The organism is Buttiauxella sp. B2 (genome assembly GCF_006376615.1).
GTDB lineage: Bacteria > Pseudomonadota > Gammaproteobacteria > Enterobacterales > Enterobacteriaceae > Buttiauxella.
This window is the reverse complement of sequence record NZ_VEXQ01000001.1, coordinates 317,825-344,244: the sequence shown is the minus strand read 5'-3', so window position 1 is coordinate 344,244 and position 26,420 is coordinate 317,825. Positions and strand designations below refer to the sequence as shown.

The window sequence follows — 26,420 nt, the reverse complement described above, 5'->3', positions numbered from 1 at the left end:
TAAGGCCACCACTTTAGAGCGTAGACAAACGTACAAAAACTGCAAACATCATGACGACTATTTTTTAGGCCATCAGCCTCTGGATGCAAACAGTTTTCCGTCACGGACAAGCTCACGCGGGTAACTGTTTTTCAATCGTGATCCTACTTTTCTTGCCAGACCAAGAGGTTGTCCTTGGTAAGTGACAATAACTTCGTTAAGTGACGGTGTCACCTCAGGGTAAATATCACGCCCATGATACCATTCATCAGCTTCAAGCTCAGTGAGCGCAAACGCCAGCGGGGAATCTCCCGGCACTAAAGCGATAACCGCTTCGTGCTGCCAACGATAGCCTTTGTTGTACTGCTCAGCCAGGCGCAATCCAATCCGTGAAAAACGAACCTGGCCAAATAAAGAAACAATCTCTTTTGGGAATAACCAAATTTCCTTGTCTCGTTGCCAAAGTTGTTGGTCATCTTGCCAGGTTATTCCCGATTGTTTAGCAGCGGCAGTAACTTCAGCCGCTTGTTTGCCATGCAGTGGCGCAAATGGGAATTTACCGACTTTATAGCCCGGCACAGGAAGGGCTTCTACCGATGCTGTTTTACGCAAACGGGCAACGAAAAAGCCTTCACAATCATAAATCTGTGGGAATACATGCAGATAACCTTCTGCTGTAATGGCTTTCTCTGCTTCAGGGAACAAATCGTTAAGCGGTGCGATTTCAACTGCATCAGGCCATTCGTCGAGCAGCCACTGGCAAATTTGCTGATTTTCTTCACGGTTTAGGGTGCAGGTTGAATAAATTAACGTGCCACCAGGACGGAGTGCATGGAAAGCGCTGGCAATCAATTCACGCTGGGTACCCGCAATGCTAGTGGTACTTTCTGGCGACCAGTTGCGTAGCGCATCGGGATCTTTACGCACCACGCCTTCGCCTGAACATGGGGCATCCAGCAAAATAGCGTCGAAACATTCTGGCAATGCGGCACCAAATACCCGGCCATCAAAGTGTGTTAGTGCTACGTTGCTGATACCACAACGGCTGATATTTGCATGCAGCACCTTCACCCGGCTGGCGGAATATTCATTGGCAAGGATTGCACCGTGATTACCCATACGGGCGGCTATTTGCGTGGTTTTTGAACCCGGGGCTGCGGCAACATCCATAATGCGTTCTGGTTGATTGCCGTCGGCAAACAGGGCTGCAACCGGCAGCATGGAACTCGCTTCCTGAATATAAAACAGGCCGCTTAGATGTTCTGCGGTGCTACCAAGTGGCAGACTTTCTTCGTCATCCCGCTCAATCCAGAACCCTTCTGCACACCATGGAATCGGCGTCAAATGCCAGTCGTAAGGGGCGACAAGTGTTAGAAAGTCGCTGACCGAAATCTTGAGTGTGTTAACGCGTAGGCTACGACGCAGCGGGCGCTGACAATATTCGATAAAGCTGTCGAGTGTTTGGCCTGCCGGGAGCGCATCGCGAACAACATCAAGAAAGGCTTGTGGGAGAAAGGCGGTTTGAGAGTGAGCCACGAAGGAAGTCCAGAAAAAAATGAAGGGTGGAGTGTAGCATAAACGCCCCGGTGAGACACCGGGGCGTGGGAGTTAACGCGGTAGAGCAGTACCCCACTGACGCCACTCTTTCGGTTCACTTTCCTCTAGCAGGAAATGTTTACCGGTTTCAGCTTTAGGTGCCAACGGTGTACCTGGTGGCGTTGCGAATGCGATGCCACCACGAATGAACTGATTAAAGGTCCCCGTTTTAACCACTCCGCCAGTCAGGCCAAAATCAAGGCTATAGCCTGATGCAAGCCAGAATACCGAGCTGTCGCGCACCAGATGCTGGAAGCGTTTGCTGATGCGCAAACCGACCATGACACGATCAGAGAGATTACCGAGCGTTAATCCTGTCACCGTACCCACTTCGATACCGCGGAACAGCACCGGTGTCCCGATGTTCAAAGCCCCGGCTTCAGGAACTTCCAGTACGACACTCAGGCCATCGGAGTAGCGCGAGTCGGTGATGGTCGATTCCTGCAATTCAAAATCGCGACGCGGTGCACCACGGCCCGGCTCAACGTTAATGTAGGGTTGGAGAATAGTGTCGAGGTTATCGACCCCAGAGGCTGAAATTTTTGGTGTGACAACCGAGAAACGTGTGCCGATACGAGCAAACGTTTCAACAAACTCAGGGTAGAGCACGGCTTTGGCTTCTACTTCGCTGCGCGAAGCTGTCAGGTTGAGTGATTCGAGCTGGCCGATGTTAATCCCCAGATAGCGAATCGGCATACCCGCAGAAAGCTTTCCGGCATCAAAAGTGTGCAGCGTAATCTGGCTGCCCACAGCTCGTGCGGCAGTTTCGGATGCATACAACATCCGCTTATCGCCGTTTTTAAGGCCGACGCTCGCGCCGCTCATGTTGTCAAAGCTTATCGCCCCTTTTAAGGCACGCGATAGTGGAGAGGCCTGAACAGTCAGACCGCTACCGTTGAGTTGGACGCGCGCACCACCTTCCGCCCAGAACACGCTGTTGGAGGTGAGAAGGTTGCGATATTCCGGTTTAATATTCACGTCGATATCAAAACTATTAGCGCGAGGACGCACGCTGATAATTTCACCCACCTGGAATTTACGGTACAGCACGACGGAACCCGTTTGAATATCAGGCAAGCTGGCGGCGGTTAATGTGAGTGTTGTGGTTGGCAAATCACTGAGGCTATTTTCTACCGCTTTTTCAAGGTTGGCATACAGCGGATAGCTTTTTTTCATCTCGCCTTTATTGCCTGGAATTATCCTGACGCCACCGTTCACCCATTCACTGGCGCTAGCGCCCAGGACTTCTAAACCATCAATACCCAGTTTCATATCAATACGGCTGTTAACGACAAATTTGCTGTCACCCTGAACCAAATGGCGGTACTCGGGTTCGATTGCCGCAGAGAAGCTAACGCCTTTGGCTGACAGTGTTCGCTCAAGAATCTGGCCCACCTGCACACCATGCAAAATAATGGGCTGGCCAGCATCAATCCCGTAGCTTTCCGGTGCGGTGAGATTTAGTGTCAGAACATTCGGTTGCTGTAGCGGTGTTTTATCGCTTGGGAAGACGATAAAGTGGTTTTGCGGATCGCCTTCGCCAGGGACTAATTCGAAGGTACTCCCGGTTAACAGGCTGCTGATATTCGGATTGCTGAGTGATATTTTAGGGCTGCGTAACTCAATGCGCGTTCCACTGCGCATCAAATTGACCACGCTCGGATCTACCGTCATTTGGCCAGTGACAGTGCCACCAGGATTGAGATCAAGCTTGGTCAACGTACCCACTTCAAGCCCTTGATACATCAATGCGGTAGACCCAGCATTTAAGCCGCTGCCGCTGGGTAGGTCGAGATCGATAATTACGCCGCGCTGGCTGTGCGCCAGGTCTTCATATAGGCCGAATTCATCGTCTGCTACGGCCTCCGCGGAGTTTTCCGGGGAGTCAAAAGCAATGGCTCCATTAACCAGTGCCGCAAGGCTTTCTAACTGAACCTGCGCGCCTGACAAACTGAAATTGGCTTTCACGCCAGAGACATTCCAGAAGCGACTTCCTTTCTTCACCAGTTTTGTGAAACGGCGGTCAACTAACACGTCAATGGTGACGCCTTGTGTATTGTTGTTAATGGTGTAGTCATAGACCCGACCAACCGGGATTTTACGGTAATAAACCAGTGAACCGCTGTTGAGCGAACCTAAGTCAGGGGCGTGGAGATGAATCATCAACTCACCATTATTCAGGCGGTATTTTGGCTGGGTATCCAGAGCGGTAAAGTGTTCTTGCGACTTGCCTTTCCCTGGCATCATACCGATGTAGTTCCCGCCAACTAACGCATCCAGACCTGAAACGCCAGCAAGCGAAGCTTTCGGTGTGACCAGCCAAAACTGTGTGTCTTCACGCAAAGCGTCTTTCATGTCGTTTTTGATACTAACTTTAACTTCTATTTTGCGCAGATCTTTACTCAGGCTGATGCTTTGTACAGTGCCCACTTCCACGCCTTGATAACGTACAGGGGTGCGCCCGGCCACAATGCCGTCTGCTGAAAGAAAATCAATGGTCGCTGTGTTTCCGCGCTCTTCCCATGTCGTCCAGATGAGCCAACTGGCAATCATCAGCGCGATAATTGGCAGTAACCAAAAGGGCGAAATTCTACGCTTTGTTTTAATTCGCGCTTCAGTCGGTGAAGCGGGCATTTCCTGACTCATGTGCGTCCCAAAGTAGTCGGCTATCCAGCCATTCGACAGCAAGAATAGTTAAAATAACCGCCGCGCCAAAATAAAACGCAGCCGGTCCCATAGTGAATGCCAGTAACTGATCGCGATTGACCAGCGACATCGTAAGCGAAATAACAAAGAGATCGAGAATCGACCAGCGGCCAATCCAGGTGATAAAGCGTAGCAGTAAAATGCGCGTTCTAAGCCCTTTCTCGCATTTGAAACGAATGCTTAGTAGTAATGAAATCAGCACGATAACCTTGACGAAAGGCACAAGGATACTGGCAATAAATACTACTGCAGCCACAGCGACATTACTGTTGGCGAGGGAAATAATCCCCGAAAGGATGGTATCTTCCTGGCGTGAACCATTGATGTAAAGTATCGAAATCGGAAGCAGGTTCGCGGGAAGTAAAAAGATTAACGAACCGATTAATGCCGCCCAGGATTTTTGCAGGCTATGGCGACGACGCTCTCTTAGCGGTACGTGGCAGCGTGGACAGCGCCCGCGATTATCCGGTACGCCAGTGAAATGGCAGCCCAGGCACACGCGAAGCTGAGGGCTCCATGCACGAGGTGGGCGTTGCGGGTAAAAACGCGACCACAACTGTTCCATGTTTAAATGAATCAGCGTAAGCAGGCTCAATATTGCCAATGCGATAAACGCCACCAGACCCACACCGGGTTGGATATACGCAAACTCGCGTACCTTTATGCAGGCCACACCGATACCAACGAGATAAATATCCAGCATCACCCATTCTTTAAGTTTCTCAAGCATCAACAGAACTGGACGCAAGTTCATCCCAAGAATATTGCCAAAATAGAGATAAATGATACCGGCAACTAATGTAGCGGGTGCGCCGACTGCGCAAAACATCACAATCGCGGCGGTCAGGGGATCGCCCTGGCTGGTCATCTGCCAAATCCCCTGTAAGAGATTGGCATCGATGCGAGTGCCCAGCAAATAGATGCGCACTAAGGGTTCTGAAAACGCGACGGGCATCAGTAACAACATGGCGACGGCCATCGCCGCCAGGCGCGTTAGAGACCAGTCGCGCCCATGGTAAATTTTTGCGTCGCAGCGCGGGCAGTACGCGCTTTGCGATGATTTAACCAACGGTAACGAGAAAAGGGTATCGCATTGGGGACAACGCTGATAACGTGCCTGCGGTACAGCATGGCTAATGGCGTGTATTTTCATGTTTCATCGTAAGCAGGGAATACCGTTGGCTCATGGGGTATCTCAATGGATTATGAAATATTCGTTAAGCGTATAGTAATTCATGGAATGATACACCTTGTGGCATAACGCATTTAGTGCTTATTTTACTATGCTATGCAGTTGAGTAAGACAACATACTATGGTTAATCAATGAACAAAGAACAATTTTACGCGGACTTAAACCGCGATTTTAGTGCGCTAATGGCAGGTGAAACAAGTTTTCTGGCTACGCTTTCCAATACCAGTGCATTGCTGTTTGAACGTCTGGAAGGTGTTAACTGGGCAGGCTTCTATCTATTAGAAGGCGACTCTCTGGTTCTTGGGCCATTCCAGGGCAAAATCGCTTGTGTCCGGATCCCGGTAGGAAAAGGAGTGTGCGGTACAGCGGTATCTACCAACAGCATTCAGTGCGTTGAGGATGTGCATGCTTTTGATGGTCACATCGCGTGTGACGCTGCCAGTAACTCTGAAATCGTACTGCCGTTGACAGTAAACGGCGAGGTAATAGGGGTTCTGGACATTGATAGCACTGAGTTTGGGCGCTTTACTCCTGAAGACCAACTCGGCTTATCTCAACTGGTAACGCAGCTTTCGCTGGTGCTTGCCGACACGGATTTTAAAAAATTCTTCACTCGATAGCATGATAAACAACGGATAACGTGGCATTTGCTGATAGCGTCATTATAATGTCGCCTGTTCATGCCTGCGGATTGTTGGCAACTCCGTTGTAATCAGGAAATTTCATGGAAAATCAACCTAAGTTGAATAGTAGCAAAGAAGTCATTGCCTTTTTGGCAGAGCGTTTCCCAAAGTGCTTTAGCGCTGAAGGTGAAGCCCGCCCCCTGAAGATTGGTATCTTCCAGGATTTAGTCGCGCGTGTTGAAGGGGAGATGAGCCTCAGTAAAACTCAACTTCGCTCCGCGTTACGTCTTTATACTTCAAGCTGGCGTTACCTGTACGGTATCAAAGTCGGCGCAATCCGTGTTGATCTCGACGGTAACCCTTGTGGTGAACTTGATGAGCAGCATGTTGAGCATGCTCGTAAGCAGCTTGAAGAAGCAAAAGCTCGTGTTCAGGCACAGCGCGCAGAACAGCAAGCGAAAAAACGCGAAGCAGCATTGGCTAATGGTGAAACCGTTACTGATAAGCCTCGTCGCGATCGCAAGCCACGTCCTGCTCCGCGTCGTCCTGAGACTACAGAACGTAAACCACGTGCAGAAAAACCGGCGCCTCAGGCTCCGCGTGAAGAAGAAAAACGCACTCCGGTTACAGACATTACTGCTTTGCAGGTGGGTCAGGCAATCAAAGTCAAAGCGGGTAATAACGCGATGGATGCCACTGTACTGGAAATTACCAAAGATGGCGTCCGTGTACAGCTGACTTCTGGTATGGCAATGATCGTACGCGCAGAACACTTGCAGTTCTGAAACGGAGGCCAGACCCGGGCATGAACAAACTCTTTAAGCGTACGGCGGTCGCTAGTCTGTTGTTTCTTGCAGGTAGCGCACTGGCCGTCGAAAACATCACGAGTGCTTCTCAAATCCCGCAGTTAAAGGAAGAGACGCAGCACTCAACGGTGAGTGAGCGTGTAACTTCACGCTTCACTCGCTCGCATTACCGTCAGTTTGACCTGGATGAAAATTTTTCCGCGAAAATTTTCGATCGCTATCTAAACCTCCTCGACTATAGCCACAACGTCCTGCTTGCCAGTGACATTGAGCAATTTGTGTCGCGGAAGAAGCAAATTGGCGATGAATTGCGCACCGGCAAACTGGACGTTTTTTACGATCTCTACAATCTGGCCCAGAAGCGACGTTTTGAGCGTTATCAATACGCGCTGAAGGTGCTGGAAAAGCCGATGGATTTCACCGGCAAAGATACGTTCAATTTGGATCGCAGCAAATCACCGTGGCCTGCGAGCGTCGCCGAATTGAATACGCTTTGGGATAGCAAAGTTAAGTTCGATGAACTTAGCCTGAAACTGACAGGTAAAACGGATCAGGAAATTCGTGAAACACTGACCAAGCGTTATCAGTTTGCGATTCGTCGTCTGGCGCAGTCCAACAGCGAAGATGTTTTCTCCCTCGCGATGACGGCTTTTGCCCACGAAATCGACCCGCATACCAACTATTTGTCGCCGCGAAATACGGAACAGTTCAATACCGAAATGAGTTTATCTCTGGAAGGTATTGGTGCCGTACTGCAAATGGACGATGACTACACAGTTATCAATTCAATGGTCGCGGGTGGCCCAGCAGCAAAAAGCAAAGCGATCACCGTAGGTGACCGTATTGTTGGTGTTGGTCAAACCGGCAAGCCAATGATCGATGTTATTGGCTGGCGTCTTGATGATGTGGTTGCGCTCATCAAGGGGCCAAAAGGTAGCAAGGTTCGTCTTGAAGTCCTACCTGCAGGCAAGGGCACCAAAACGCGAGTGGTCACATTAACGCGTGAACGTATCCGTCTTGAAGACCGCGCGGTCAAACTGACGATTAAAACAATTGGCAAAGACAAGGTTGGCGTGCTGGATATTCCAGGTTTCTACGTTGGCTTAACCGATGACGTTAAAGTTCAGTTGCAGAAGATGGAAAAGCAGAACGTTAAGAGTGTGATCATCGATTTACGCTCTAACGGTGGTGGTGCATTAACCGAAGCTGTTTCACTTTCTGGCCTGTTTATCCCAGGCGGACCAGTTGTTCAGGTACGTGATAACAACGGTAAAGTACGCGAAGATAGCGATACCGATGGCGTTGTGTACTACAAAGGCCCGCTGGTCGTAATGGTTGACCGTTTCAGTGCGTCTGCTTCTGAAATCTTTGCTGCTGCAATGCAGGACTATGGACGAGCGCTGATTGTTGGTGAACCTACCTTCGGGAAAGGCACTGTTCAGCAGTATCGTTCTTTGAACCGAATCTACGACCAGATGTTGCGTCCAGAATGGCCTGCATTAGGTTCTGTGCAATACACCATCCAGAAGTTCTACCGCATTAATGGCGGCAGTACTCAGCGTAAAGGTGTAACGCCAGATGTGATGATGCCAACTGGTACTGAAGAGACGGAAACTGGCGAGAAGTTTGAAGATAATGCGCTCCCTTGGGATAGCATCAATGCTGCAACTTACGTTAAGTCAGGCGATCTCACCGCATTTGAGCCGCAATTGCTTAAACTGCATCAGGATAGAATCGCCGCTGATCCTGAATTCCAGTACATCATGAAGGACATTGCTCGTTTTAATGCCCTGAAAGAGAAGCGCAATATTGTGTCCCTGAATCTTGCTCAACGTGAGAAAGAAAACCAGGAAGACGATGCTACGCGTCTGGCTCGCATTAACGATCGTTACAAGCGAGAAGGTAAAGCGCCGTTGAAGAAATTGGACGACTTGCCGAAGGATTATCAAGAACCCGATCCTTATCTCGATGAGACGGTACATATCGCGCTGGACCTTGCAAAAATGCAGCAAGATAAACCAGTCGAGCAACCGGCTCCTGCTAAGTAACTCCTCCAACAGGCACAAAATTTTGTGCCTGTTTTTTTTACCTCTATCACGCCGCGTAAATCAATCTCTTCTGGAATGTAAAGTTATGTATTATTAACGACTTGGCAACGATGAATACTTGAAAATAGCAAGCTTGCCCCTACGATGTGGGGTAACGCAGAATGCGTATTTTTAACCGAGGTAAAAAGAAAATTATGATGCGTATCGGGCTTTTCCTGTTGACCAACCTTGCAGTCATGGTCGTTTTCGGGCTTGTGCTAAGCCTGACGGGGATCCAGTCAAGCAGCGTACAGGGTCTGATGATCATGGCGGTGTTATTTGGCTTTGGTGGTTCAATCGTCTCATTACTGATGTCCAAATGGATGGCATTGCGTTCAGTAGGCGGGGAAGTAATTGAGCAACCACGTAATGAAACAGAACGTTGGCTGCTGGATACTGTGCGTCAGCAGTCACAGCAGGCGGGTATTGCTATGCCACAAGTGGCTATTTACCATGCACCAGACATTAACGCATTTGCCACTGGCGCTCGTCGTAATGCATCGCTGGTTGCTGTCAGTACCGGTTTGTTGCAGAACATGAGCCGTGATGAAGCTGAAGCGGTTATTGCGCATGAAATCAGCCACATTGCAAATGGTGACATGGTAACCATGACGCTGATTCAAGGTGTTGTGAACACCTTCGTTATCTTTATTTCCCGAATCATCGCTCAGATCGCCTCAGGGTTCTTGTCCGGTAACCGGGATGAAGGTGAAAGCAACAACGGTAACCCGTTTGTCTATTTTGCGATTGCGACCGTCCTGGAACTGGTGTTTGGTATTCTGGCGAGCATCATCACCATGTGGTTTTCACGCCACCGTGAATTCCATGCGGATGCAGGTTCAGCAAAATTGGTCGGCCGTGAAAAAATGATTGCCGCACTGCAACGCCTGAAAACCAGTTATGAACCGCAAGAAGCCAGCAGCATGATGGCGTTTTGTATCAACGGTAAGGCAAAGTCTATGAGCGAATTGTTTATGACACACCCACCGTTGGATAAACGTATTGAAGCATTGCGTAACGGCGAATATTTGAAGTAGTCGTATAGAGAGTGAAAAAAAGCGTGCCAGCGATGGCACGCTTTTTTTATACCTGCGAGGCAGTGGTTTGAGACATGCGTAAACTACTGACAATCGCCGCGATTGTGGCGAAGCTTCCCGCCAGTAACAATGATGCGTGCGTTCCATGCACCGCAAAGAGGTTGAACATCAACGCCACCAGCGCCGCACCGCAACTCTGACCGAGCAACCTCGCAGTGCCTAGCATTCCGCTGGCACCACCGCTGCGGTGACGAGGAGCGGAAGAAATAATAGTGTGATTATTAGGTGACTGGAACAAGCCAAAGCCCGCACCACATAAAATCATGCGCCAGATAATATCGATATCCGTTGGGTTATACGGCAATAGAGCCAATGCAAACAGCCCGCAAGCCATCACAGCCAACCCAATCCCACCGAGCAAGCCGGCATGCACTCGCTCAATTAAATGGCCAGCAATCGGAGCCATTATCATCGTTGCGATGGGCCAGGGTGTGAGAAGCAGACCGGTTTCAACTTCGCTGCGCCCCAAAGTGGATTGCAGAAAGAAGGGGAGTGATACCATTGCCAACATCTGTGCGGCGAAGGAGCAAACTGAGGTCCCCATAGATAATGAGAAAACGGGAATGCGCAGTAAATCGACTGGCAACAATGGGAAAGGAAGTTTCAACTGGCGGCGAATAAAGAAGAAACCAATCACGACCAATGCAATCAGCTCCGCGATGATAAGCCAACCAGATTGTCCCTGAGCAAAGCCACTGATTGCTGATATCAATAAGCCGAACGTTAAGGCATTCATAATGGCACTTGGGATATCAAAGCGCTGGCCCTGCGATTTTTGTTGGTTAGCCGGCAAAAAACGCAATGCCAGAAATAACGCAAGAATGCCAATCGGGACGTTAATCAAAAATAACCATTTCCAGGAGGCGACGGAAAGAATGGCAGCGGCAATCGTTGGCCCTGCAGCTGATGAAACTGCGACAATAAAGGAGTTAATTCCCATACCTCGCCCCAGGAATTTTTGCGGATAAATAAGCCGGATGAGCGCGGTATTAACGCTCATTAATGCGGCACCACCAAAACCCTGAAGTACGCGCGCAAAGGTCAACATTGTTAGCGAGTCAGATAGCGCGCAGAAAAGTGACGTCATACAAAACAGAACGAGGCCGCATTGATAAACTCGACGATAGCCGAAAATATCGCCTAAAAAGGACATTGAGAGTAACGAAACAATAATCGCAATTTGATAACTATTAACAATCCAGATGGATTCTGCCGGGCTGGCATTCAGATCGTGAGCAATAGTGGGAAGGGCTACATTTGCGATGACACCATCGAGTACCGCCATGGTAATACCCAACGCAATGGCTAAAATAGCACCATAGCGCTGCGGCAAGGGCAGCCCATCTGCAAGAGTTTTATCCATAGGAAAAGTTTGACTTAATGCGTGATATATTCGAAGAGAAATAATAATAGCACTAAATTTAAGGGATATGTCGCAGATTTGTAACGAAATAGAATAGATTCATTGCGATGACATGGTAGTCAACTTATACTAAAAACCGGTTCTGATTTTTATAAAACAAATGCGATCGAGGTGATTTAATGGCAATCGCAGATCTGGATAAACAACCTGATTCTGTCTCTTCTGTCCTGAAAGTTTTTGGCATCTTACAGGCTCTTGGCGAAGAACGCGAAATTGGTATTACTGAATTATCGCAACGCGTAATGATGTCAAAAAGCACCGTCTATCGTTTTTTACAGACAATGAAATCCTTGGGTTATGTTGCCCAGGAAGGTGAATCTGAAAAATACTCGCTTACGCTTAAGCTCTTTGAACTTGGCGCGCGTGCATTACAAAACGTCGATTTGATTCGTAGTGCAGACATTCAAATGCGTGAACTGTCGCGTCTTACGAAAGAAACTATCCACTTGGGTGCGTTGGATGAAGACAGTATTGTCTATATCCACAAGATTGATTCGATGTACAACTTGCGTATGTATTCGCGCATTGGTCGTCGCAATCCGCTTTACAGTACTGCAATTGGTAAAGTCCTGCTTGCATGGCGCGATCGCGATGAAGTCCGTGAAATTCTGGCTGATGTGGAATACACCCGCAGTACGGAACGTACTATTACCAGCACCGATGAGTTACTGAAAGTCCTGGATACTGTTCGCGAGCAAGGATATGGCGAAGATAATCAGGAACAAGAAGAAGGTTTACGCTGTATTGGTGTACCGGTATTCGACCGCTTTGGTGTAGTGATTGCTGGTTTAAGTATTTCATTTCCAACATTGCGTTTTTCTGAAGACCGTCTTCATGAATATGTGGCGATGCTCCACGATGCCGCTCGTACTATTTCTGAACAAATGGGTTATCACGAATATCCATTCTGATGAAAACTCAAACGCCGCTCAATAGCGGCGTTTTTCTTATTGCCCATTATCGATAACATCACCACTTTTACGCAATACAGGGCAATCACTAAGCCCAATAATTCCACTTTCAGTATGAATGAATTGTGCAGTGATGACATTTCGTGCAGTCAGGTATTTGCATTGAAGCCCCAGACCTGCAGCATTTTCACGACTTCCAATCAGAACGCCATACCCAGAGAGGAGCATGCTGATCCACAACAGCGCTATTACAATAATAGAGCGAATCAAAATACGCATCTAACCCTCTTTTTATACAATCATCAAGATTCTAAGCGTAGCGGATAAGCCTGCAGTATCAATATGATGATTCTTAAATAATATGTGTTGGGGTTAGCTGTGGTTTAGGCTGTCTATGTCAGACTTTACATTTAATGGTGGCGGGGGGAGAAAGTAGTGAAAAAGTACAGATGGCTCATTTTGGTTGCAGTCTTTATTGTTTGCCTGCTGCTATGGACGCAAATGGTCAACGTGATGTGCGATCAGGATGTACAATTTTTTAGTGGCATCTGCACGATTAACAAATTTATTCCCTGGTAGTGTGTTTTTATCCAGATAGTGATTACCTTAAGGTACAGCAGGTGTAGAATGCTGGTTTTACTGAGGTGGTAAGATGAACGAATTAAGTATTGGTGCGTTGAATATTGTGTCCCTGACCGTTGCCCTGGTGGTACTGGTTATCGGCCTGGTTATTTGGTTTTTTGTAAACCGTGCGAGCAGCCGTACCAACGAGCAGATTGAGTTACTCGAAGAGTTGCTGGATCAACAAAAGCGACAAAATGCCCTGTTGCGCCGCTTATGTGAAGCAAATGAACCAGAAGTAGTAAAGGAAGAACAACCTATAGAGATTAAGGAAGATGATGTGGAAGAAGACGATTTTATTCGTCTGGTGGCTGAACGTTAATCCTTAAACACGCGGTTGTGTTGTTGGAGTGCCCATGCGGTGGAAAAATCCTTGGTTTGATCCCCAAAAATTTCATCATCAAATAGACGGCTTTCGTAATCTGGAATCAAACTTACGAAAACCGGGTGATGTTGAACGGTGGCGTAAAGAGCGAAAAGCACAGGGATTGCCTCATCCACCAACTGCGGGTTATGCTGCTTTCACTGAGCAGTGGTGGCAGAAAGCCGAGCTTAATGGCCGGGATGATCGTCTTTGGTGGCTAGGCCATGCAACAGCATTGTTGCGAATTAATGGCCGATATTTACTGACTGACCCTGTCTTTTCCCGGCGTGCTTCGCCTTTAACCATTGCAGGCCCTGAACGCAAAACACCCACACCGCTTCGTATCAATGAATTGCATCAACTCGATGCAGTTCTGATTTCACACAATCATTATGATCATCTGGACAGTTCTACAGTCCGTCAGATTGCCCACCGTTTTCCTGATACCCATTTCTTCGTTCCACTAGGTTTAAAGCGCTGGTTTACCCGCCGTGGCATTCGTCATGTGACAGAACTTGACTGGTGGCAGAGTTTTAGCTGGCAGGAAATGACATTTACCGCAGTACCTGCACAGCACTGGAGCATGCGTTCGTTCTGGGATCGCAATCGAAGTTTGTGGTGTGGGTGGATTATTGAAAGCGATAATTTGCGTATTTGGTTCAGTGGTGACACAGGATATACATCAGGGCTCGCGGATATTGCTTTACGCCGAGGTCCACTTGATGTGGCACTGATACCGATAGGTGCATATTCCCCGCGTTGGTTTATGAGCAGCCATCACATGGATCCGCAACAGGCTGTTATGCTTTGGCAACAGTTGGGCAAACCATTCACGGTTCCAATACATTGGGGAGTGTTTGAACTTGCTGACGAGTCCTTGGATATGCCGCCGCAAGAGTTGTTTGCAGCCTTAAAAGATGCAGGAGAAGAGAGTGGTCTTTTTGTACCGCTACGCATTGGTCAAAGTTTGCCCTTATCTAAAGTCGAAGTTTAAATAACATCCGAATTTTTTAAAGCGATATATTGATAGCCTAAGGCATTTATATTATACGGCTTATAAAGCGAAACATTTTTATTGCATCACTATGGCGCAGCGTGTCATTAAACTTTCATTATTTTGGTGCAATATAAATAGCTGACTGCTCAAGCTTTATTCATTCTGCAATTATTCGCTATTTCATTTATCTATTTAACTCTTTCTTTGGCTGTACTGCATTGCTCATTTTTTGAATAGCTATGCTAAAAAAATCATAAGCATAATGACTATTTTGTCGATTTTTTTGCGCTTCGCCTGGACGAAAAGATATCTTTAGGCTATGGTAAAAATGTTGTCTGCGGTCGCCATTTGCATACATGGAATTCTGTTTGTTCAGTGTTAATTTTATGCACATTTTGTGCATTTCATTTTCATGAACAATATGCGTTTCAGAATTTGTGCGACAGATCGATACATACCGAAAAATGGCTTGCCATTGATTGCGTTGTATGTGATAACACTTTGGGTTAAACGAGGTACAGTTCTGTTTATGTGTGGCATTTTCAGTAAAGAAGTCCTGAGTAAACACGTTGTCGTTGAATACCGCTTCTCTGCCGAGCCTTATATTAGTGCCTCATGCAGTAATGTCTCTGTTTTAGCTAAGTAATGCCTGCGCCTGCGGGCGAAGAAAACAATCTAAGGAATTTTGCAAAATGGCAAAGATTAAAGGTCAAGTTAAGTGGTTCAACGAGTCTAAAGGTTTTGGTTTCATTACTCCTGCTGACGGCAGCAAAGATGTGTTCGTACACTTCTCTGCAATCCAGGGTAACGGCTTCAAAACTCTGGCTGAAGGCCAGAACGTTGAGTTCGAAATCCAGGACGGCCAGAAAGGCCCTGCAGCAGTTAATGTAACTGCTATCTAATTCGTTTGAATTAGACCTGGCGCGAATAACGCCAAATTCTGATAAAAGCCCTGCTCATGTAGCGGGGCTTTTTCATAAAGAAATCTTATCAAATATTTTTCCAGATGTTTCTGTAAACCGCTTGCAGTTATGTTTTGTAGCAAAGCAGCGCATCTTGTAGCACTGTTCCTGTCTGGTTAATTTCCTCATTATGTTTAAACTTTCAATTGCTTAGTTGCTGATGAGGATTGAACGTGAGAAAAATCGCCCCTGGTATCGTGGGTAACTTTATTCAGTGGCGTTTTGCTCTGCTTTGCTTCGCTATATTTATGTGCCTGGTATTCTTGCTAGGGCGCGTTGCGTGGCTGCAAATCATCTCGCCAGATAATCTTGTTAAGCAGGAAGACATGCGTTCGTTACGTGAAGAACCCATAGTGGTTCCCCGCGGCATGATAGAAGATCGCAATGGCCGACCTTTGGCAGTCAGTGTGCCGGTAAAAGCCATTTGGGCTGACCCTAAAACGGTAATGGAAAAGGGCGGCGTGCAAGTTACTAGCCGCTGGCAGGCACTTGCGACAACGCTACATATGCCGCTCGATGACATTGCTTCACGTATTCGCCGCAACCCAAGTGACCGATTTATCTATCTCGCCCGTCAGCTTGACCCACAACAAGCACAGTATATTGAAAGCCTAAAACTGCCGGGAATTTCATTGCGTGATGAATCACGTCGATTTTATCCAGCGGGGCACATCGCTGCGAATTTGCTTGGCTTTACCAATATTGATGACCAGGGAATTGAAGGTGTTGAAAAGAGTTTCAATCGCCAACTTACGGGCAAAACTGGTGAGAGATTAGTACGTAAAGACCGGCATGGTCACGTTATCGAAAATATCACTGAGAACCCGGCAAATCCTGCTCATAATCTGATGCTGAGCATTGATGAACGTTTGCAAACGGTGACTGAAGATGCGCTGAGCAATGCTGTTTCATGGAATAAAGCCGAGTCCGCCGCTGCCGTTATTCTTGATGTGAATACTGGCGAAGTATTAGCGATGGCGAGTTGTCCAACCTTTAACCCGAATAACCGGGATGGCGCCACTCTGGACGATTTCCGAAATAGGGCAATAAGTGACACGTTTGAACCGGGTTCAACTGTTAAACCGATGGTTGTAATGACTGCATTGCAGCAGGGTATCGTTCAGCCAGATAGTGTGGTGGATACACACCCCTACATGCTTGATGGTCATCGCATCCGTGATGTGGGCTACTACCCGCAACTTACATTGACGGGTATATTGCAAAAATCGAGTGATACCGGCGTTTCACGTCTTTCGCTGGCAATGCCTATTCAGAAGCTGCTGGATACATATAAAAACTTTGGTTTTGGTATGCCTACTGGGCTGGGTCTGACAGGGGAAAGTAGTGGGCTATTACCACATCGTAAGTTCTGGGGCGAACTGGATCGGGCAACATTCTCCTTTGGGTACGGTTTGATGGTCACACCGCTACAACTTGCACATGTTTACGCAACCATCGGCAGCTTTGGTATTGCCAGACCACTTTCGATAACTCGTGTCGATCCGCCTGTTGTTGGGCAACGAGTTATGTCAGAAACCATTGCTCATCAGGTTGAACATATGATGGAAAGTGTGGCTCTGCCTGGCGGCGGAGGCATTAAAGCAGCAGTGCGTGGTTATCGTGTCGCGGTGAAAACGGGGACCGCAAAAAAAATTGGCGATGATGGGAAATACATCGATAAATACATTGCTTATACCGCCGGAGTGGCTCCAGCCAGTAATCCACGTTTTGCGTTGGTGGTAGTAATAAACGATCCTGAAAATGGGGCTTACTACGGCGGTGCGGTTTCTGCACCGGTATTTAGCCAGATTATGAGTGACGTTCTACGCCTGGAAAATATTGAACCTGATGGCTTACCGCCAGGAGATACAAATTTAACGGTATTAATTAAACCGCAGGGCAATGACTCTGCCGGTTAGTTGCTTTTCGAACCAAGGTGTTTAGCGGTACACTTGCGCCCTTTATGATTTACTGGAGTTCTCATGTCCTATCTTTGCCCGCTTTGTCATTCACCGCTTGCTCCCGAAGGGAAGAGTTTTGTTTGTCCGCAAGGCCATCAATTCGATAAGGCAAAAGAGGGCTACGTGAATTTGCTGCCTGTTCAGCACAAACGTTCAAAAGATCCAGGTGACAGCAGCGAAATGATGCAGGCGCGCAGAGCATTTCTGGATGCCGGGCACTACCAGCCACTACGCGAAGCGATTTGCCAGATATTAGAACAGGCTGCACCTGTGACTTTGCTGGATATTGGCTGTGGGGAAGGGTATTACACTGCGGGTTTTGCGCAGGTCGCTGCAACACAAAATGGAACAACCTGGGGATTAGATGTCGCGAAAGTAGCGATTCGCTATGCGGCAAAACGTTATCCGCAGGTGCAGTTCTGCGTGGCATCAAGCCATCGTTTACCGTTTGACGACAATAGTCTCGATGCCGTGGTCCGTATTTTCGCACCCTGCAAAGCCGAAGAATTAGCACGTGTTGTAAAACCGGATGGTGTGGTTATTACCGCAACACCAGGCCCGCGTCATTTGATGCAGCTTAAAGGTTTAATCTATGACACCGTGGTGCTACACAGTACTGAATCTGAGTCACTACCAGGATTTGTTGCCGAACAAACACAACAAATTGGCTGGCCAATGACTTTACAAGGGAATGAAGCCGTTGCTCTACTTCAAATGACGCCGCTTGCATGGCGTGCACGTCCCGAAGTCTGGGAAACCTTAACGGCTGAAACGGCATTCAATTGTGAAACAGATTTTGTGATTCGCGTTTGGCGACGCGAATCTTTAGCGTAATGTACTGAAATGGCTGTAAAGAATCTGACAACCAATCCCAATTAGGACCACGCCGCCGAGAATTTCGGCGCGCTTTCCGAGCAATGGGCCAATAAAACGGCCCAACATGATACCCAGTGTGGACATGATCATTGTCGCACAGCCAATCGCCAATGCAGTTTCGATAATATTGACTTGTAGGAACGCCAGGCCAACACCAACAGCCATTGCATCAAGGCTTGTGGCTATTGCGGTGGTCACTAGCAACCAAAATCCGTGACGTTGAAGCTTTGGTGCTTCTTCTGCATCGTTACCGCGAACACCTTCATATACCATCCTGATACCAAGAAAAACGAGCAGGATAAAGGCGACCCAATGGTTCCATTCCAGCACAACCTGACTTGCCAAAAGACCCAGACACCAACCAATAAGCGGGGTGAGTGTTTCGATGACACCAAAGATAAGGCCAGTTCGTAACGCTTCAGAAAACTTAGGTTTGTGGAGTGAGGCACCTTTCCCGATTGATGCAGCAAAAGCATCCATCGACATGCCGAAAGCGAGAATAATAGTAGCGGAGAGATTCATGCAAACGCCTCAGTTGGGAATATCCATATACACGCCGCCATCCCCAACTTAAATGATGGTTACGTGCCTATGGTCTCGCCTACTCAGTGCTTGAGTCGTACATGCCACGTTTTATTCTTGATAGAATAAGGAACGAGTATGTTGACATGTACATTTTCGCAATGGCGAAAATCGGCTACTCCCCAACGACGGACGCAACCTTAACATGTTTTTCAAAGATAAAACAATAATTGAGGGCTATTATTCTTGACACTCAAGTGATAACGATTTTCATTTGCTTTATAAGGTAAATGAAACGTTAATACAAGAGCACATTAACTGTGCGAAATAGCAGTGGCTATATTTAGTGGTTGTACAAAAAATATCAAAATATAGACTTTGCTATATCTATAATTTATTGATTATTAACCATTAGTTTGTATATTTTTTCCAGGTCATCAATATTTTTTACGCGGATAAGCAAACGCCGTTGTTCTAATTGCATGACCAAAACACCGTCTTCAGATAAATTCATCTCTTTAATTCGAGAGTATAAAATCCATACGTTTGCAAAGAAGAAGCCATCTGTTTTGAATAATAATTTAGGCTGTCGAATCCACGAAATATAAATAGCAATCAAGGCCAGAGCAGTTAATAACCAGGTGGTGATAGGGGTTCCGTGATTGGCCACGTTGTTATAGATGAGGATCACGACCAGACCCACAAAGATGGTGCTGTCGATGCGATTGCGGCGCAGCAGGGTGATTTTAAGCAGGGTTTTTCCCTTGAGCTTATCCATGATGAATTCATCGTAAACCGCCCAGGCAAGCAAAAGCACAATAAATACCAGCAAGACCACGTCTGTTAACGTCATGACACCTCCCTTACATAATAAAAAACCGGGGGCAGGCCCCCGGTTGAACTCACAAAGTTAATTACAGACCCAGTAGGCCGATAGCATAACCGACAATACCAATAACGAAGAAGCCCATGATTATCCACAGCGCGTTGACTTTCTTACGCAGCAGCCACATACAAGCAAACGTTAACAGCAATGGTACAAGGCCTGGCATCAACTGATCGAGGATCGTTTGAACTGTGGTCACTTTAACTGCACCGGTTTGGTCGGTTATTTTCGACACGACCAGCGGTATATTAACGTGTGTCCACTTGTTAACCAGCGCCCCCATGACAAACAGGCCAAGAATTGACGCCCCCTCTGTCAGTTTTTGCAAGAAGCCGCCGCCCATATCCTTAACGATATCGATCCCTTTACGGTAACCGTAAGCGACACCGTAATAACGAGTCAGCAAACGTACCGCGTTGAACAAGATGAAGAACAGTAGCGGACCCAGCAGGCTACCGCTCATTGCAATACCTGCCCCCAGAGCTGCGAATACTGGACGAACAGTACCCCAGAAGATTGGGTCACCTACACCCGCCAGCGGCCCCATCAAACCAACTTTGATACCGTTAATGGCACCATCGTCAATCTCTGCACCGTTAGCACGTTGTTCTTCCATCGCAAGCGTTACACCCAGTACTGGTGCTGCTACATACGGATGGGTGTTAAAGAATTCCAGGTGACGTTTTATCGCTTGTTTGCGGGCATCGTTATTCTCAGGATACAGGCGTTTGATTGCCGGAATCATCGAGAAGCAGAAACCCAGCGCTTGCATACGTTCGAAGTTCCAGGAACCCTGGAAGAGGTTCGAACGCAGGAACACGCTACGAATATCACTTGGGGTGAGTTTCTTCTCAGTAGTCGTTGTTTTGGTGGTATCAACCATTTCGCTCACCTATTAATCTAATTCGTTATCGAGATCGTTAGAACCAGCAACCTGCGCTGGGGCTGCGGAACGGTTGTATTTAGGACTGAGTTGGATGTACAGAATTGCCATCACTGCACCAATTACGCCCAACGCAACCAGGTTGAAGTTGGTAAATGCTGCGGTAACGAAGCCCAGATAGAAGAAAGGCATCAGGTAGCCTGCGCGCATCATGTTGATGACCATCGCATAACCCACTACAACAATCATGCCACCGGCGATGTTCAGACCGCTGGTTACCACTTCAGGAATGGCGCTCAGCAGGTTCTGCACTTCACTGGTACCGACGGAAATTGCGACGATAACGGCAGGAATTGCGATACGCATTGCTTGCAAGAACAGAGAGGAAACATGGATCCAGGATAGTGCTGATAAATTCCCGTTTTCGGCGGCTTTATCTGCTGCGTGCTGGAAGCCCACAGTAATAGTACGAACGATAATTGTCAGTACCTGGCCTGCTGCTGCCAACGGGATTGCCAGAGCGATACCAGAACCGATGCCCTGATGTCCGGCTATAACCAGAATGGTTGAGATAATTGACGCAAGGGCCGCATCGGGCGCAACTGCCGCACCAATGTTCATCCAACCCAGAGCGATCATTTCCAGCGTACCACCGATAATAATACCGGTTTTCATGTCACCTAGTACCAGACCAATTAAGGTACAGGCGACCAGCGGACGGTGGAACTGGAATTCATCGAGCACCGACTCCATACCGGCAATACAGGCTACGATAAACACCAGCACAATCTGAAGAGTGGTAATCTCCATTGTACTTCTCCTATGACGTATGACTTAAGTGTGAAAACTGAGCAAAACGTTGAATCAAGCAAATCACATCGGTAATTAGCTTTTCACCTTCGCGATCAGATCCATCATTTTCAATTTTTGATCGGTTGAAACTTTACGGGCTTCCAGCTCAATGCCACGCTCGTTCAGTTTCTTAAAGGCTTCAATATCTTTTTCATCGACAGAGATAGCATTGTTGACCTGGGTTTTACCCTGGCGGAACGCCATACCACCGATATTGACTGACTTAATATTCACACCACCTTCCACAACACGCTCAACGTCAGTTGGGTTAGTGAAAAGCAGCATCACACGGTCGCCTGCATATTTCGGGTTGTTATAAACGCGGATCATTTTGGCTACGTCTACAACATGCGCAGTAACGCCTGGAGGAGCAACCTGAGTCAGCAGCGTTTTACGCACGGTATCAGCCGCTACTTCGTCACTGACGACGATGATGCGGGTAACGTTAGTTTCTTTAGTCCAGCGGGTTGCCACCTGGCCATGAATTAAACGGTCGTCAATACGTGCCAGACCAATATTCATGTAATCATTTGGGCCCATTGGTTTTGCGGGTGCAGAAGCTTTAGGTACAGCGACTGCTGCAACCGGGGCCGCTTTTTCAACAGGTTTCGCTTTAAGGGCTTTCACCCCTTCACGGCCTGTTTCCACGGCCAGAGCAACCAACTCATCAAATGAAGGATTATCATCCCGAGCCATCAACGTTTCTACCAGCATCGGAATGTTGACCCCGGCGACGACTTCGTAATGCTCTTTATCGACGACAATACGGCTGGCCGCATTGAACGGGCTTCCGCCCCAGGTATCGACGAGAAACAGCACACCTTTGTCGGTTTTCAGGTTTGCCAGTTGAGCGTTGTACTTCTCGATCAGAGTTTCGGCGTTTTCACCGGGAACGAAATCTATCCAGCCAACATTTTCCTGTTCGCCTAATAGCATCTCTGCGGTTTTCAGCAATTGTTCTGCTGCCCAGCCATGCGTGCCTATGACAATAGCAATAGTCACTTGCTACCTCCTGTGTTGGTCATAACCACACCCTTAAATGGGTGTTTTGTAGATTATCCGTTTCATAAAGCGAATCGATTCAGATAACGGTATGAGTGAAGATGTGCAACTTGAGACGGATTTATTTTAGACAGTGAAAAAAATATTTTATGTGATGAAGATCCGTAATTTAGCTTTGTTACAAACATTCTGAATTGCGGTTCAAATTATAGACTTGGTCAATGACAGTAAAATTGCAAAATCAGGTAAATCTTTGCAAAAGGGTATTTTGCTCTGATATTGTTTACTTCTCGTTTAATTGCTAAGGAGTAAAGGGCTGTAGCCCACCGTATGGACCGTCACCGACGTCATTTCAATTTCAGGTCTGAATGTTCAGTCCTTCACATTGGCGTTTCACGCCCCGTAAATACCTCAACTCAACCTTTTGCGTCCACGTTATGCAGGACGCCGCTTAGTTATTTCCAAAGCAGGAGCTTGTCATGGAACTCTTAATGGATCCCCAGATCTGGGTGGGTTTACTGACGCTTATCGTGCTGGAAATAGTGCTGGGTATTGATAACCTGGTCTTTATCGCCATTCTTGCAGATAAACTTCCGCCGAAACAAAGAGATAAAGCCCGGCTTATCGGTTTATCCCTGGCTTTGGTGATGAGACTAGGTTTGCTGTCATTAATTTCATGGATGGTGACGCTCACCCAACCTCTGTTTAGCATCGCCAACTTTATGTTCTCCGGACGTGACCTCATCATGCTTTTCGGTGGTTTGTTCTTGCTGTTTAAAGCAACAACAGAGCTACATGAGCGGCTGGAAAATCGCCAGCATGATGACGGGCATGGGAAAGGTTACGCCAGCTTCTGGGTTGTGGTGTTGCAGATTGTCGTGCTGGATGCGGTGTTCTCACTGGATGCGGTGATTACTGCTGTTGGGATGGTGAACCACTTGCCAGTAATGATGGCTGCCGTAGTCATTGCGATGGGTGTGATGCTGATGGCGTCAAAACCATTAACGAATTTTGTTAACCAACACCCGACGGTCGTGGTGCTGTGCCTGAGTTTCTTGTTGATGATTGGTCTGAGCCTGGTGGCAGAAGGCTTCGGTTTCCATATTCCTAAAGGCTACCTGTACGCCGCGATTGGCTTCTCGATTATTATCGAATTTTTCAACCAGGTTGCGCGCCGTAACTTTATTCGCCATCAGTCTAATGTACCCCTTCGAGCCCGTACGGCTGACGCGATTCTGCGCTTGATGAATGGCAAACGCCAACAGCGTACGCAAAATGAAGACAACAAGACGATCACGCCAATTGAAGCGGAATCTTTTGCTGAAGAAGAGCGCTATATGATTAACGGTGTGCTGACTCTGGCATCTCGTTCGTTGCGCAGCATCATGACGCCACGAGGTGAAATTTCATGGGTTGACGCCGATAAAACAACGGCTGAAATCCGTGAACAATTGCTTGAGTCACCGCACAGTCTGTTCCCGGTTTGCCGTGGTGAGCTTGATGAAATCATCGGTATTGTGCGGGCGAAAGAGCTGCTGGTGGCACTGGAAAATGGTGGAGATGTGGCAGGGATAGCCGCTCAGTCACCGGCTATCGTGGTTCCGGAAACGCTTGATCCGATCAACTTATTGGGCGTGCTGCGTCGTGCTCGCGGTAGCTTCGTTATCGTGAACAATGAGTTTGGTGTGGTGCAGGGGTTGGTCACGCCACTGGACGTCCTGGAAGCGATAGCTGGCGAATTCCCGGATGCTGACGAAACGCCAGAAATTGTGCGTGATGGCGATGGCTGGCTGGTTAAAGGTTCAACCGACCTGCATGCGATTCAGCAACACCTGGATATCAATACGCTGGTTAACGACGATGAAGATATCGCCTCGATTGCCGGTTTGGTTATCTCGGTGAATGGCCAGATCCCGAAAGCAGGTGACGTGATAGAACTGGCTCCGCTTCGCATTCAGATTGTTGAAGCCAACAATTACCGCGTGGATCTGGTTCGTGTGGTAAAAGAACGCTCTGAGCATGAAGATGAAGAAGAGTAAGTTAGCGTAGCGGGATGACTGGAACAGGATGTCCCTTACGTCGAGGAGGGGGGGTATTGTTCCCCCTGAGCCAGCGAGGAAACTCGCTCAATGGCATTGGCCGCGCATATAAATAACCTTGCAGTACATTCACGCCGTGGCTACGCAAATACTCTGCCTGCTGCGGCGTTTCAACACCTTCCGCCACTAACTGAATTCCCAGCCGCTGTGCCAAAGCAATAATAATATCGGTTATCGTCGAATTCACCGCATCCGTCCCAATCGCCGCAGTAAACGATTTATCTATTTTCAGCACATCTGGATTCAGTGTTTCCAGATAAGCTAACGAACTCTGCCCGGTACCGAAATCATCAATTGCCAAATTCACGCCCATACGATGCAGATCACGAACGACACGATGATCAACATCGGGCAAGGCATCTCGTTCAGTTAATTCCAGAGTGAGTTTCTGGACGGCTTTAGCCGGTAACCAGTAGCGCCGCAGATCGGCGATAATCACACCTTCATGGAAATGGCTAGCTGCCACGTTTATGCCAATGTGGAAATCGCGCGTTTTTGGAAAAATATCGATATGACGTACCGTTTCTTCGAGCACGAAGCGGGTCAATGGGGCTATCAGATTTTGCTGTTCCGCAAGAGGAATAAATACGTCAGGGGGTATCCAGCCCTGGCGTGGATTATTCCAACGCAATAGCAACTCTACTCCCACACATTGAAGATTGCGTGCACTAAGCAGAGGCTGGCAAAAGACTTCGAACTCATGCAAGGCAAGTCCAACGTTAATTTCCCATGAAAAACTCATACGATTTGCGGTGGCAAGCCAAGCGATATAGCCAATCAACATACTGAGAATTAAAGCCAGCGGCAGTTGAGTCGGCAGGTTGCTTAATGCTAAAAGACCCGGTGGTGGCCCAATGGTGGTGACGGAAAATGCGAACCTTTCGGAAGCCATTTCATGGCTAACCTCTCCCTCTGCAACGGTAATTCTTTGCAGCAACCCTTTGCCATACTCAAGGTGTGAATCCGCAACATTCAACACAGCACGCGATACCCATGGGCGTTCTGGTTCTAGTATTAATCCTGTCAGCAACTCAATATTGATAGTTTGTATGACGCCATCACGGCTGCTGTTTTCTGCAGGCGTCCAGGACAGCAGGATCGGCGTCCCTTTCAGTAACGTATGGTCTATCGAAAGGTATAGCAGTGGGAGAGCTGAGGGTAATCGCGGTTGAAGCAAGTTAATAGGGACCGCCTGCGGGCCAAAAATACTTGAGCAGTAAAGAATACCATCTTTAATTAACCCGATGGAACGCACCGTTTGCAAGCGTGCAGCATGCTCAAGCATCTTTACTTGTGCGGTCTGACAGGACATTCCTACCAAAGGAGTAATGTCTTTATTCGTATCTCCCAGGGGAATAAGAATACTTTCCAGCGTACTGATAACGCGCTGATTAAATGACAGCATATGCTGTTCATTGACTTTTCGTTCAGCCACGAAGCGCGCACTAAGTGTCAGGAACAATGCCAGAATAGCTAACCCAATGCAGACAATTAAACGCCTGCGACGATAACTCCGTAATATGCGTTGTGCCGTCTGCGTCTGCATCAGCGATCACCCTGTTTAGAACCGTGACCGAAATCGGCACACAGAACATTCCAAGTGTAGTGGGGGATTGGACACATGATGGGAAAATCATACTTTTACATGAAAGCTAATTCTTTCTTTCGCACAAGCGTCGCATATATGACGCTTGTTATTGTTGTGAATGTCTAATCAAACAGTTGGTTTATTAAACTTAGGTGGGTTTTGAAACCGGCCTTCATTGCTTCATCATCAAGCAGAAAATGAGGATTGTGGACATTCCGCACCGCACCTTTATCCGGTTTTTTGCTACCGATGAAAATAAAGCAATCGGGAACATTCTGCTTATCGGACGAGAAGTCTTCGCTACAGTGGATGCTGTGGGTCGAGTTGCCATCGGCACAATATTGCGTTATCTGGTCGCAGAAGTCTGATTTGACAGCGACAGCGCG

The 26,420-nt window shown here is 47.7% G+C and carries 25 protein-coding genes; 14 read left to right on the top strand and 11 right to left on the bottom strand.

Annotation, left to right across the window (positions count from 1 at the left end):
- Window positions 1-72 precede the first annotated feature (72 nt).
- The 3 genes from rsmF to yebS all read right to left on the bottom strand — a co-directional run bounded on the left by rsmF (window position 73) and on the right by yebS (window position 5,434).
- A complete protein-coding gene (rsmF, locus tag FH968_RS01795; RefSeq protein WP_139876666.1) occupies window positions 73-1,515 on the bottom strand; it encodes a 16S rRNA (cytosine(1407)-C(5))-methyltransferase RsmF in 1,443 nt (480 codons plus the stop codon).
- A gap of 72 nt (window positions 1,516-1,587) precedes the next feature.
- Window positions 1,588-4,221 (bottom strand): PqiB family protein, encoded by a 2,634-nt coding sequence (locus FH968_RS01790; protein ID WP_139876665.1) that lies wholly within the window; start codon window positions 4,219-4,221, stop codon window positions 1,588-1,590.
- Entirely contained in the window at window positions 4,190-5,434 is a 1,245-nt protein-coding gene (gene yebS, locus FH968_RS01785; RefSeq protein ID WP_139876664.1) for a membrane integrity lipid transport subunit YebS, read from the bottom strand. Before yebS ends, FH968_RS01790 begins: the two co-directional genes overlap by 32 nt.
- Window positions 5,435-5,605: 171 nt before the next feature.
- On the opposite strand from yebS, the gene FH968_RS01780 reads away from it, so the two are divergent.
- The 4 genes from FH968_RS01780 to htpX all read left to right on the top strand — a co-directional run bounded on the left by FH968_RS01780 (window position 5,606) and on the right by htpX (window position 10,027).
- Entirely contained in the window at window positions 5,606-6,094 is a 489-nt protein-coding gene (locus tag FH968_RS01780; RefSeq protein WP_139876663.1) for a GAF domain-containing protein, read from the top strand.
- Between the two features lie 104 nt (window positions 6,095-6,198).
- Window positions 6,199-6,882, top strand: coding sequence for an RNA chaperone ProQ (gene proQ, locus FH968_RS01775; protein WP_139876662.1), 684 nt, complete (start codon window positions 6,199-6,201; stop codon window positions 6,880-6,882).
- 20 nt (window positions 6,883-6,902) lie between these two features.
- Window positions 6,903-8,951, top strand: coding sequence for a carboxy terminal-processing peptidase (gene prc / locus FH968_RS01770; protein WP_139876661.1), 2,049 nt, complete (start codon window positions 6,903-6,905; stop codon window positions 8,949-8,951).
- Between the two features lie 194 nt (window positions 8,952-9,145).
- Complete coding sequence (gene htpX / locus FH968_RS01765) at window positions 9,146-10,027, top strand: protease HtpX (protein WP_139877239.1); 882 nt, start codon at window positions 9,146-9,148, stop codon at window positions 10,025-10,027.
- A gap of 46 nt (window positions 10,028-10,073) precedes the next feature.
- Here htpX and FH968_RS01760 read toward each other — a convergent pair whose 3' ends face one another.
- Window positions 10,074-11,450: an MFS transporter gene (locus FH968_RS01760; protein ID WP_139876660.1), complete on the bottom strand. Its 1,377-nt coding sequence runs from the start codon at window positions 11,448-11,450 to the stop codon at window positions 10,074-10,076.
- Window positions 11,451-11,629: 179 nt separating this feature from the next.
- On the opposite strand from FH968_RS01760, the gene kdgR reads away from it, so the two are divergent.
- The gene (gene kdgR, locus FH968_RS01755) at window positions 11,630-12,421 is read left to right on the top strand and encodes a DNA-binding transcriptional regulator KdgR (RefSeq protein WP_139876659.1); all 792 of its coding nucleotides are present in this window, start codon (window positions 11,630-11,632) and stop codon (window positions 12,419-12,421) included.
- Window positions 12,422-12,457: 36 nt separating this feature from the next.
- Here the strand turns inward: kdgR and FH968_RS01750 are convergent, their stop codons facing one another.
- Complete coding sequence (locus FH968_RS01750; protein ID WP_139876658.1) at window positions 12,458-12,700, bottom strand: YobH family protein; 243 nt, start codon at window positions 12,698-12,700, stop codon at window positions 12,458-12,460.
- 156 nt (window positions 12,701-12,856) lie between these two features.
- Here FH968_RS01750 and mgrB point away from each other — a divergent pair, with 156 nt between their 5' ends.
- From mgrB to rlmA, 7 genes are all read left to right on the top strand, one after another.
- Complete coding sequence (gene mgrB, locus FH968_RS01745) at window positions 12,857-13,000, top strand: PhoP/PhoQ regulator MgrB (RefSeq protein WP_139876657.1); 144 nt, start codon at window positions 12,857-12,859, stop codon at window positions 12,998-13,000.
- 73 nt (window positions 13,001-13,073) lie between these two features.
- On the top strand, window positions 13,074-13,364 hold the full coding sequence (locus FH968_RS01740; RefSeq protein ID WP_139876656.1) for a YebO family protein: 291 nt from the start codon (window positions 13,074-13,076) through the stop codon (window positions 13,362-13,364).
- A gap of 34 nt (window positions 13,365-13,398) precedes the next feature.
- Entirely contained in the window at window positions 13,399-14,400 is a 1,002-nt protein-coding gene (locus tag FH968_RS01735) for an MBL fold metallo-hydrolase (protein ID WP_189388954.1), read from the top strand.
- Between the two features lie 532 nt (window positions 14,401-14,932).
- Window positions 14,933-15,049, top strand: coding sequence for a DUF2627 domain-containing protein (locus FH968_RS01730; protein WP_139877237.1), 117 nt, complete (start codon window positions 14,933-14,935; stop codon window positions 15,047-15,049).
- A 46-nt stretch (window positions 15,050-15,095) separates the two neighbouring features.
- Window positions 15,096-15,305 (top strand): transcription antiterminator/RNA stability regulator CspE, encoded by a 210-nt coding sequence (cspE, locus tag FH968_RS01725; RefSeq protein WP_001062678.1) that lies wholly within the window; start codon window positions 15,096-15,098, stop codon window positions 15,303-15,305.
- 233 nt (window positions 15,306-15,538) lie between these two features.
- A complete protein-coding gene (ftsI, locus tag FH968_RS01720; RefSeq protein WP_139876654.1) occupies window positions 15,539-17,284 on the top strand; it encodes a peptidoglycan glycosyltransferase FtsI in 1,746 nt (581 codons plus the stop codon).
- A 63-nt stretch (window positions 17,285-17,347) separates the two neighbouring features.
- The gene (gene rlmA, locus FH968_RS01715; protein ID WP_139876653.1) at window positions 17,348-18,160 is read left to right on the top strand and encodes a 23S rRNA (guanine(745)-N(1))-methyltransferase; all 813 of its coding nucleotides are present in this window, start codon (window positions 17,348-17,350) and stop codon (window positions 18,158-18,160) included.
- Here the strand turns inward: rlmA and mntP are convergent.
- From mntP to manX, 5 genes are all read right to left on the bottom strand, one after another.
- Window positions 18,152-18,724, bottom strand: a complete 573-nt coding sequence (mntP, locus tag FH968_RS01710; protein WP_139876652.1) for a manganese efflux pump MntP — start codon at window positions 18,722-18,724, stop codon at window positions 18,152-18,154. The two genes, rlmA and mntP, sit on opposite strands and share 9 nt — an antisense overlap.
- Window positions 18,725-19,118: 394 nt before the next feature.
- Window positions 19,119-19,577, bottom strand: a complete 459-nt coding sequence (locus FH968_RS01705) for a DUF986 family protein (protein ID WP_139876651.1) — start codon at window positions 19,575-19,577, stop codon at window positions 19,119-19,121.
- A gap of 61 nt (window positions 19,578-19,638) precedes the next feature.
- Complete coding sequence (locus FH968_RS01700; protein ID WP_139876650.1) at window positions 19,639-20,493, bottom strand: PTS mannose transporter subunit IID; 855 nt, start codon at window positions 20,491-20,493, stop codon at window positions 19,639-19,641.
- Between the two features lie 12 nt (window positions 20,494-20,505).
- Window positions 20,506-21,303, bottom strand: coding sequence for a PTS mannose/fructose/sorbose transporter subunit IIC (locus FH968_RS01695; protein ID WP_139876649.1), 798 nt, complete (start codon window positions 21,301-21,303; stop codon window positions 20,506-20,508).
- A 75-nt stretch (window positions 21,304-21,378) separates the two neighbouring features.
- Window positions 21,379-22,347, bottom strand: coding sequence for a PTS mannose transporter subunit IIAB (manX, locus tag FH968_RS01690; protein WP_139876648.1), 969 nt, complete (start codon window positions 22,345-22,347; stop codon window positions 21,379-21,381).
- A gap of 479 nt (window positions 22,348-22,826) precedes the next feature.
- Between manX and yoaE the strand changes: the two genes are divergently transcribed.
- Window positions 22,827-24,386, top strand: coding sequence for a CNNM family cation transport protein YoaE (yoaE, locus tag FH968_RS01685; protein WP_139876647.1), 1,560 nt, complete (start codon window positions 22,827-22,829; stop codon window positions 24,384-24,386).
- Window position 24,387: 1 nt separating this feature from the next.
- On the opposite strand, the gene FH968_RS01680 is transcribed toward yoaE, so the two are convergent.
- The gene (locus FH968_RS01680; protein WP_139876646.1) at window positions 24,388-25,992 is read right to left on the bottom strand and encodes an EAL domain-containing protein; all 1,605 of its coding nucleotides are present in this window, start codon (window positions 25,990-25,992) and stop codon (window positions 24,388-24,390) included.
- Window positions 25,993-26,240: 248 nt separating this feature from the next.
- On the opposite strand from FH968_RS01680, the gene FH968_RS23595 reads away from it, so the two are divergent.
- Window positions 26,241-26,402: a hypothetical protein gene (locus tag FH968_RS23595; RefSeq protein ID WP_189388952.1), complete on the top strand. Its 162-nt coding sequence runs from the start codon at window positions 26,241-26,243 to the stop codon at window positions 26,400-26,402.
- Window positions 26,403-26,420 lie beyond the last annotated feature (18 nt).

Excerpts from the sequence above, each read along its gene's own strand:
- FH968_RS01790 (WP_139876665.1), bottom strand. The coding sequence starts at position 4,221 with ATGAGTCAGGAAATGCCCGCTTCACCGACTGAAGCGCGAATTAAAACA.
- yebS (WP_139876664.1), bottom strand. The coding sequence starts at position 5,434 with ATGAAAATACACGCCATTAGCCATGCTGTACCGCAGGCACGTTATCAG.
- FH968_RS01780 (WP_139876663.1), top strand. The coding sequence starts at position 5,606 with ATGAACAAAGAACAATTTTACGCGGACTTAAACCGCGATTTTAGTGCG.
- proQ (WP_139876662.1), top strand. The coding sequence starts at position 6,199 with ATGGAAAATCAACCTAAGTTGAATAGTAGCAAAGAAGTCATTGCCTTT.
- prc (WP_139876661.1), top strand. The coding sequence starts at position 6,903 with ATGAACAAACTCTTTAAGCGTACGGCGGTCGCTAGTCTGTTGTTTCTT.
- htpX (WP_139877239.1), top strand. The coding sequence starts at position 9,146 with ATGATGCGTATCGGGCTTTTCCTGTTGACCAACCTTGCAGTCATGGTC.
- FH968_RS01760 (WP_139876660.1), bottom strand. The coding sequence starts at position 11,450 with ATGGATAAAACTCTTGCAGATGGGCTGCCCTTGCCGCAGCGCTATGGT.
- kdgR (WP_139876659.1), top strand. The coding sequence starts at position 11,630 with ATGGCAATCGCAGATCTGGATAAACAACCTGATTCTGTCTCTTCTGTC.
- FH968_RS01750 (WP_139876658.1), bottom strand. The coding sequence starts at position 12,700 with ATGCGTATTTTGATTCGCTCTATTATTGTAATAGCGCTGTTGTGGATC.
- FH968_RS01740 (WP_139876656.1), top strand. The coding sequence starts at position 13,074 with ATGAACGAATTAAGTATTGGTGCGTTGAATATTGTGTCCCTGACCGTT.
- FH968_RS01735 (WP_189388954.1), top strand. The coding sequence starts at position 13,399 with ATGCGGTGGAAAAATCCTTGGTTTGATCCCCAAAAATTTCATCATCAA.
- FH968_RS01730 (WP_139877237.1), top strand. The coding sequence starts at position 14,933 with ATGTGTGGCATTTTCAGTAAAGAAGTCCTGAGTAAACACGTTGTCGTT.
- cspE (WP_001062678.1), top strand. The coding sequence starts at position 15,096 with ATGGCAAAGATTAAAGGTCAAGTTAAGTGGTTCAACGAGTCTAAAGGT.
- rlmA (WP_139876653.1), top strand. The coding sequence starts at position 17,348 with ATGTCCTATCTTTGCCCGCTTTGTCATTCACCGCTTGCTCCCGAAGGG.
- mntP (WP_139876652.1), bottom strand. The coding sequence starts at position 18,724 with ATGAATCTCTCCGCTACTATTATTCTCGCTTTCGGCATGTCGATGGAT.
- FH968_RS01705 (WP_139876651.1), bottom strand. The coding sequence starts at position 19,577 with ATGACGTTAACAGACGTGGTCTTGCTGGTATTTATTGTGCTTTTGCTT.
- FH968_RS01700 (WP_139876650.1), bottom strand. The coding sequence starts at position 20,493 with ATGGTTGATACCACCAAAACAACGACTACTGAGAAGAAACTCACCCCA.
- FH968_RS01695 (WP_139876649.1), bottom strand. The coding sequence starts at position 21,303 with ATGGAGATTACCACTCTTCAGATTGTGCTGGTGTTTATCGTAGCCTGT.
- yoaE (WP_139876647.1), top strand. The coding sequence starts at position 22,827 with ATGGAACTCTTAATGGATCCCCAGATCTGGGTGGGTTTACTGACGCTT.
- FH968_RS01680 (WP_139876646.1), bottom strand. The coding sequence starts at position 25,992 with ATGCAGACGCAGACGGCACAACGCATATTACGGAGTTATCGTCGCAGG.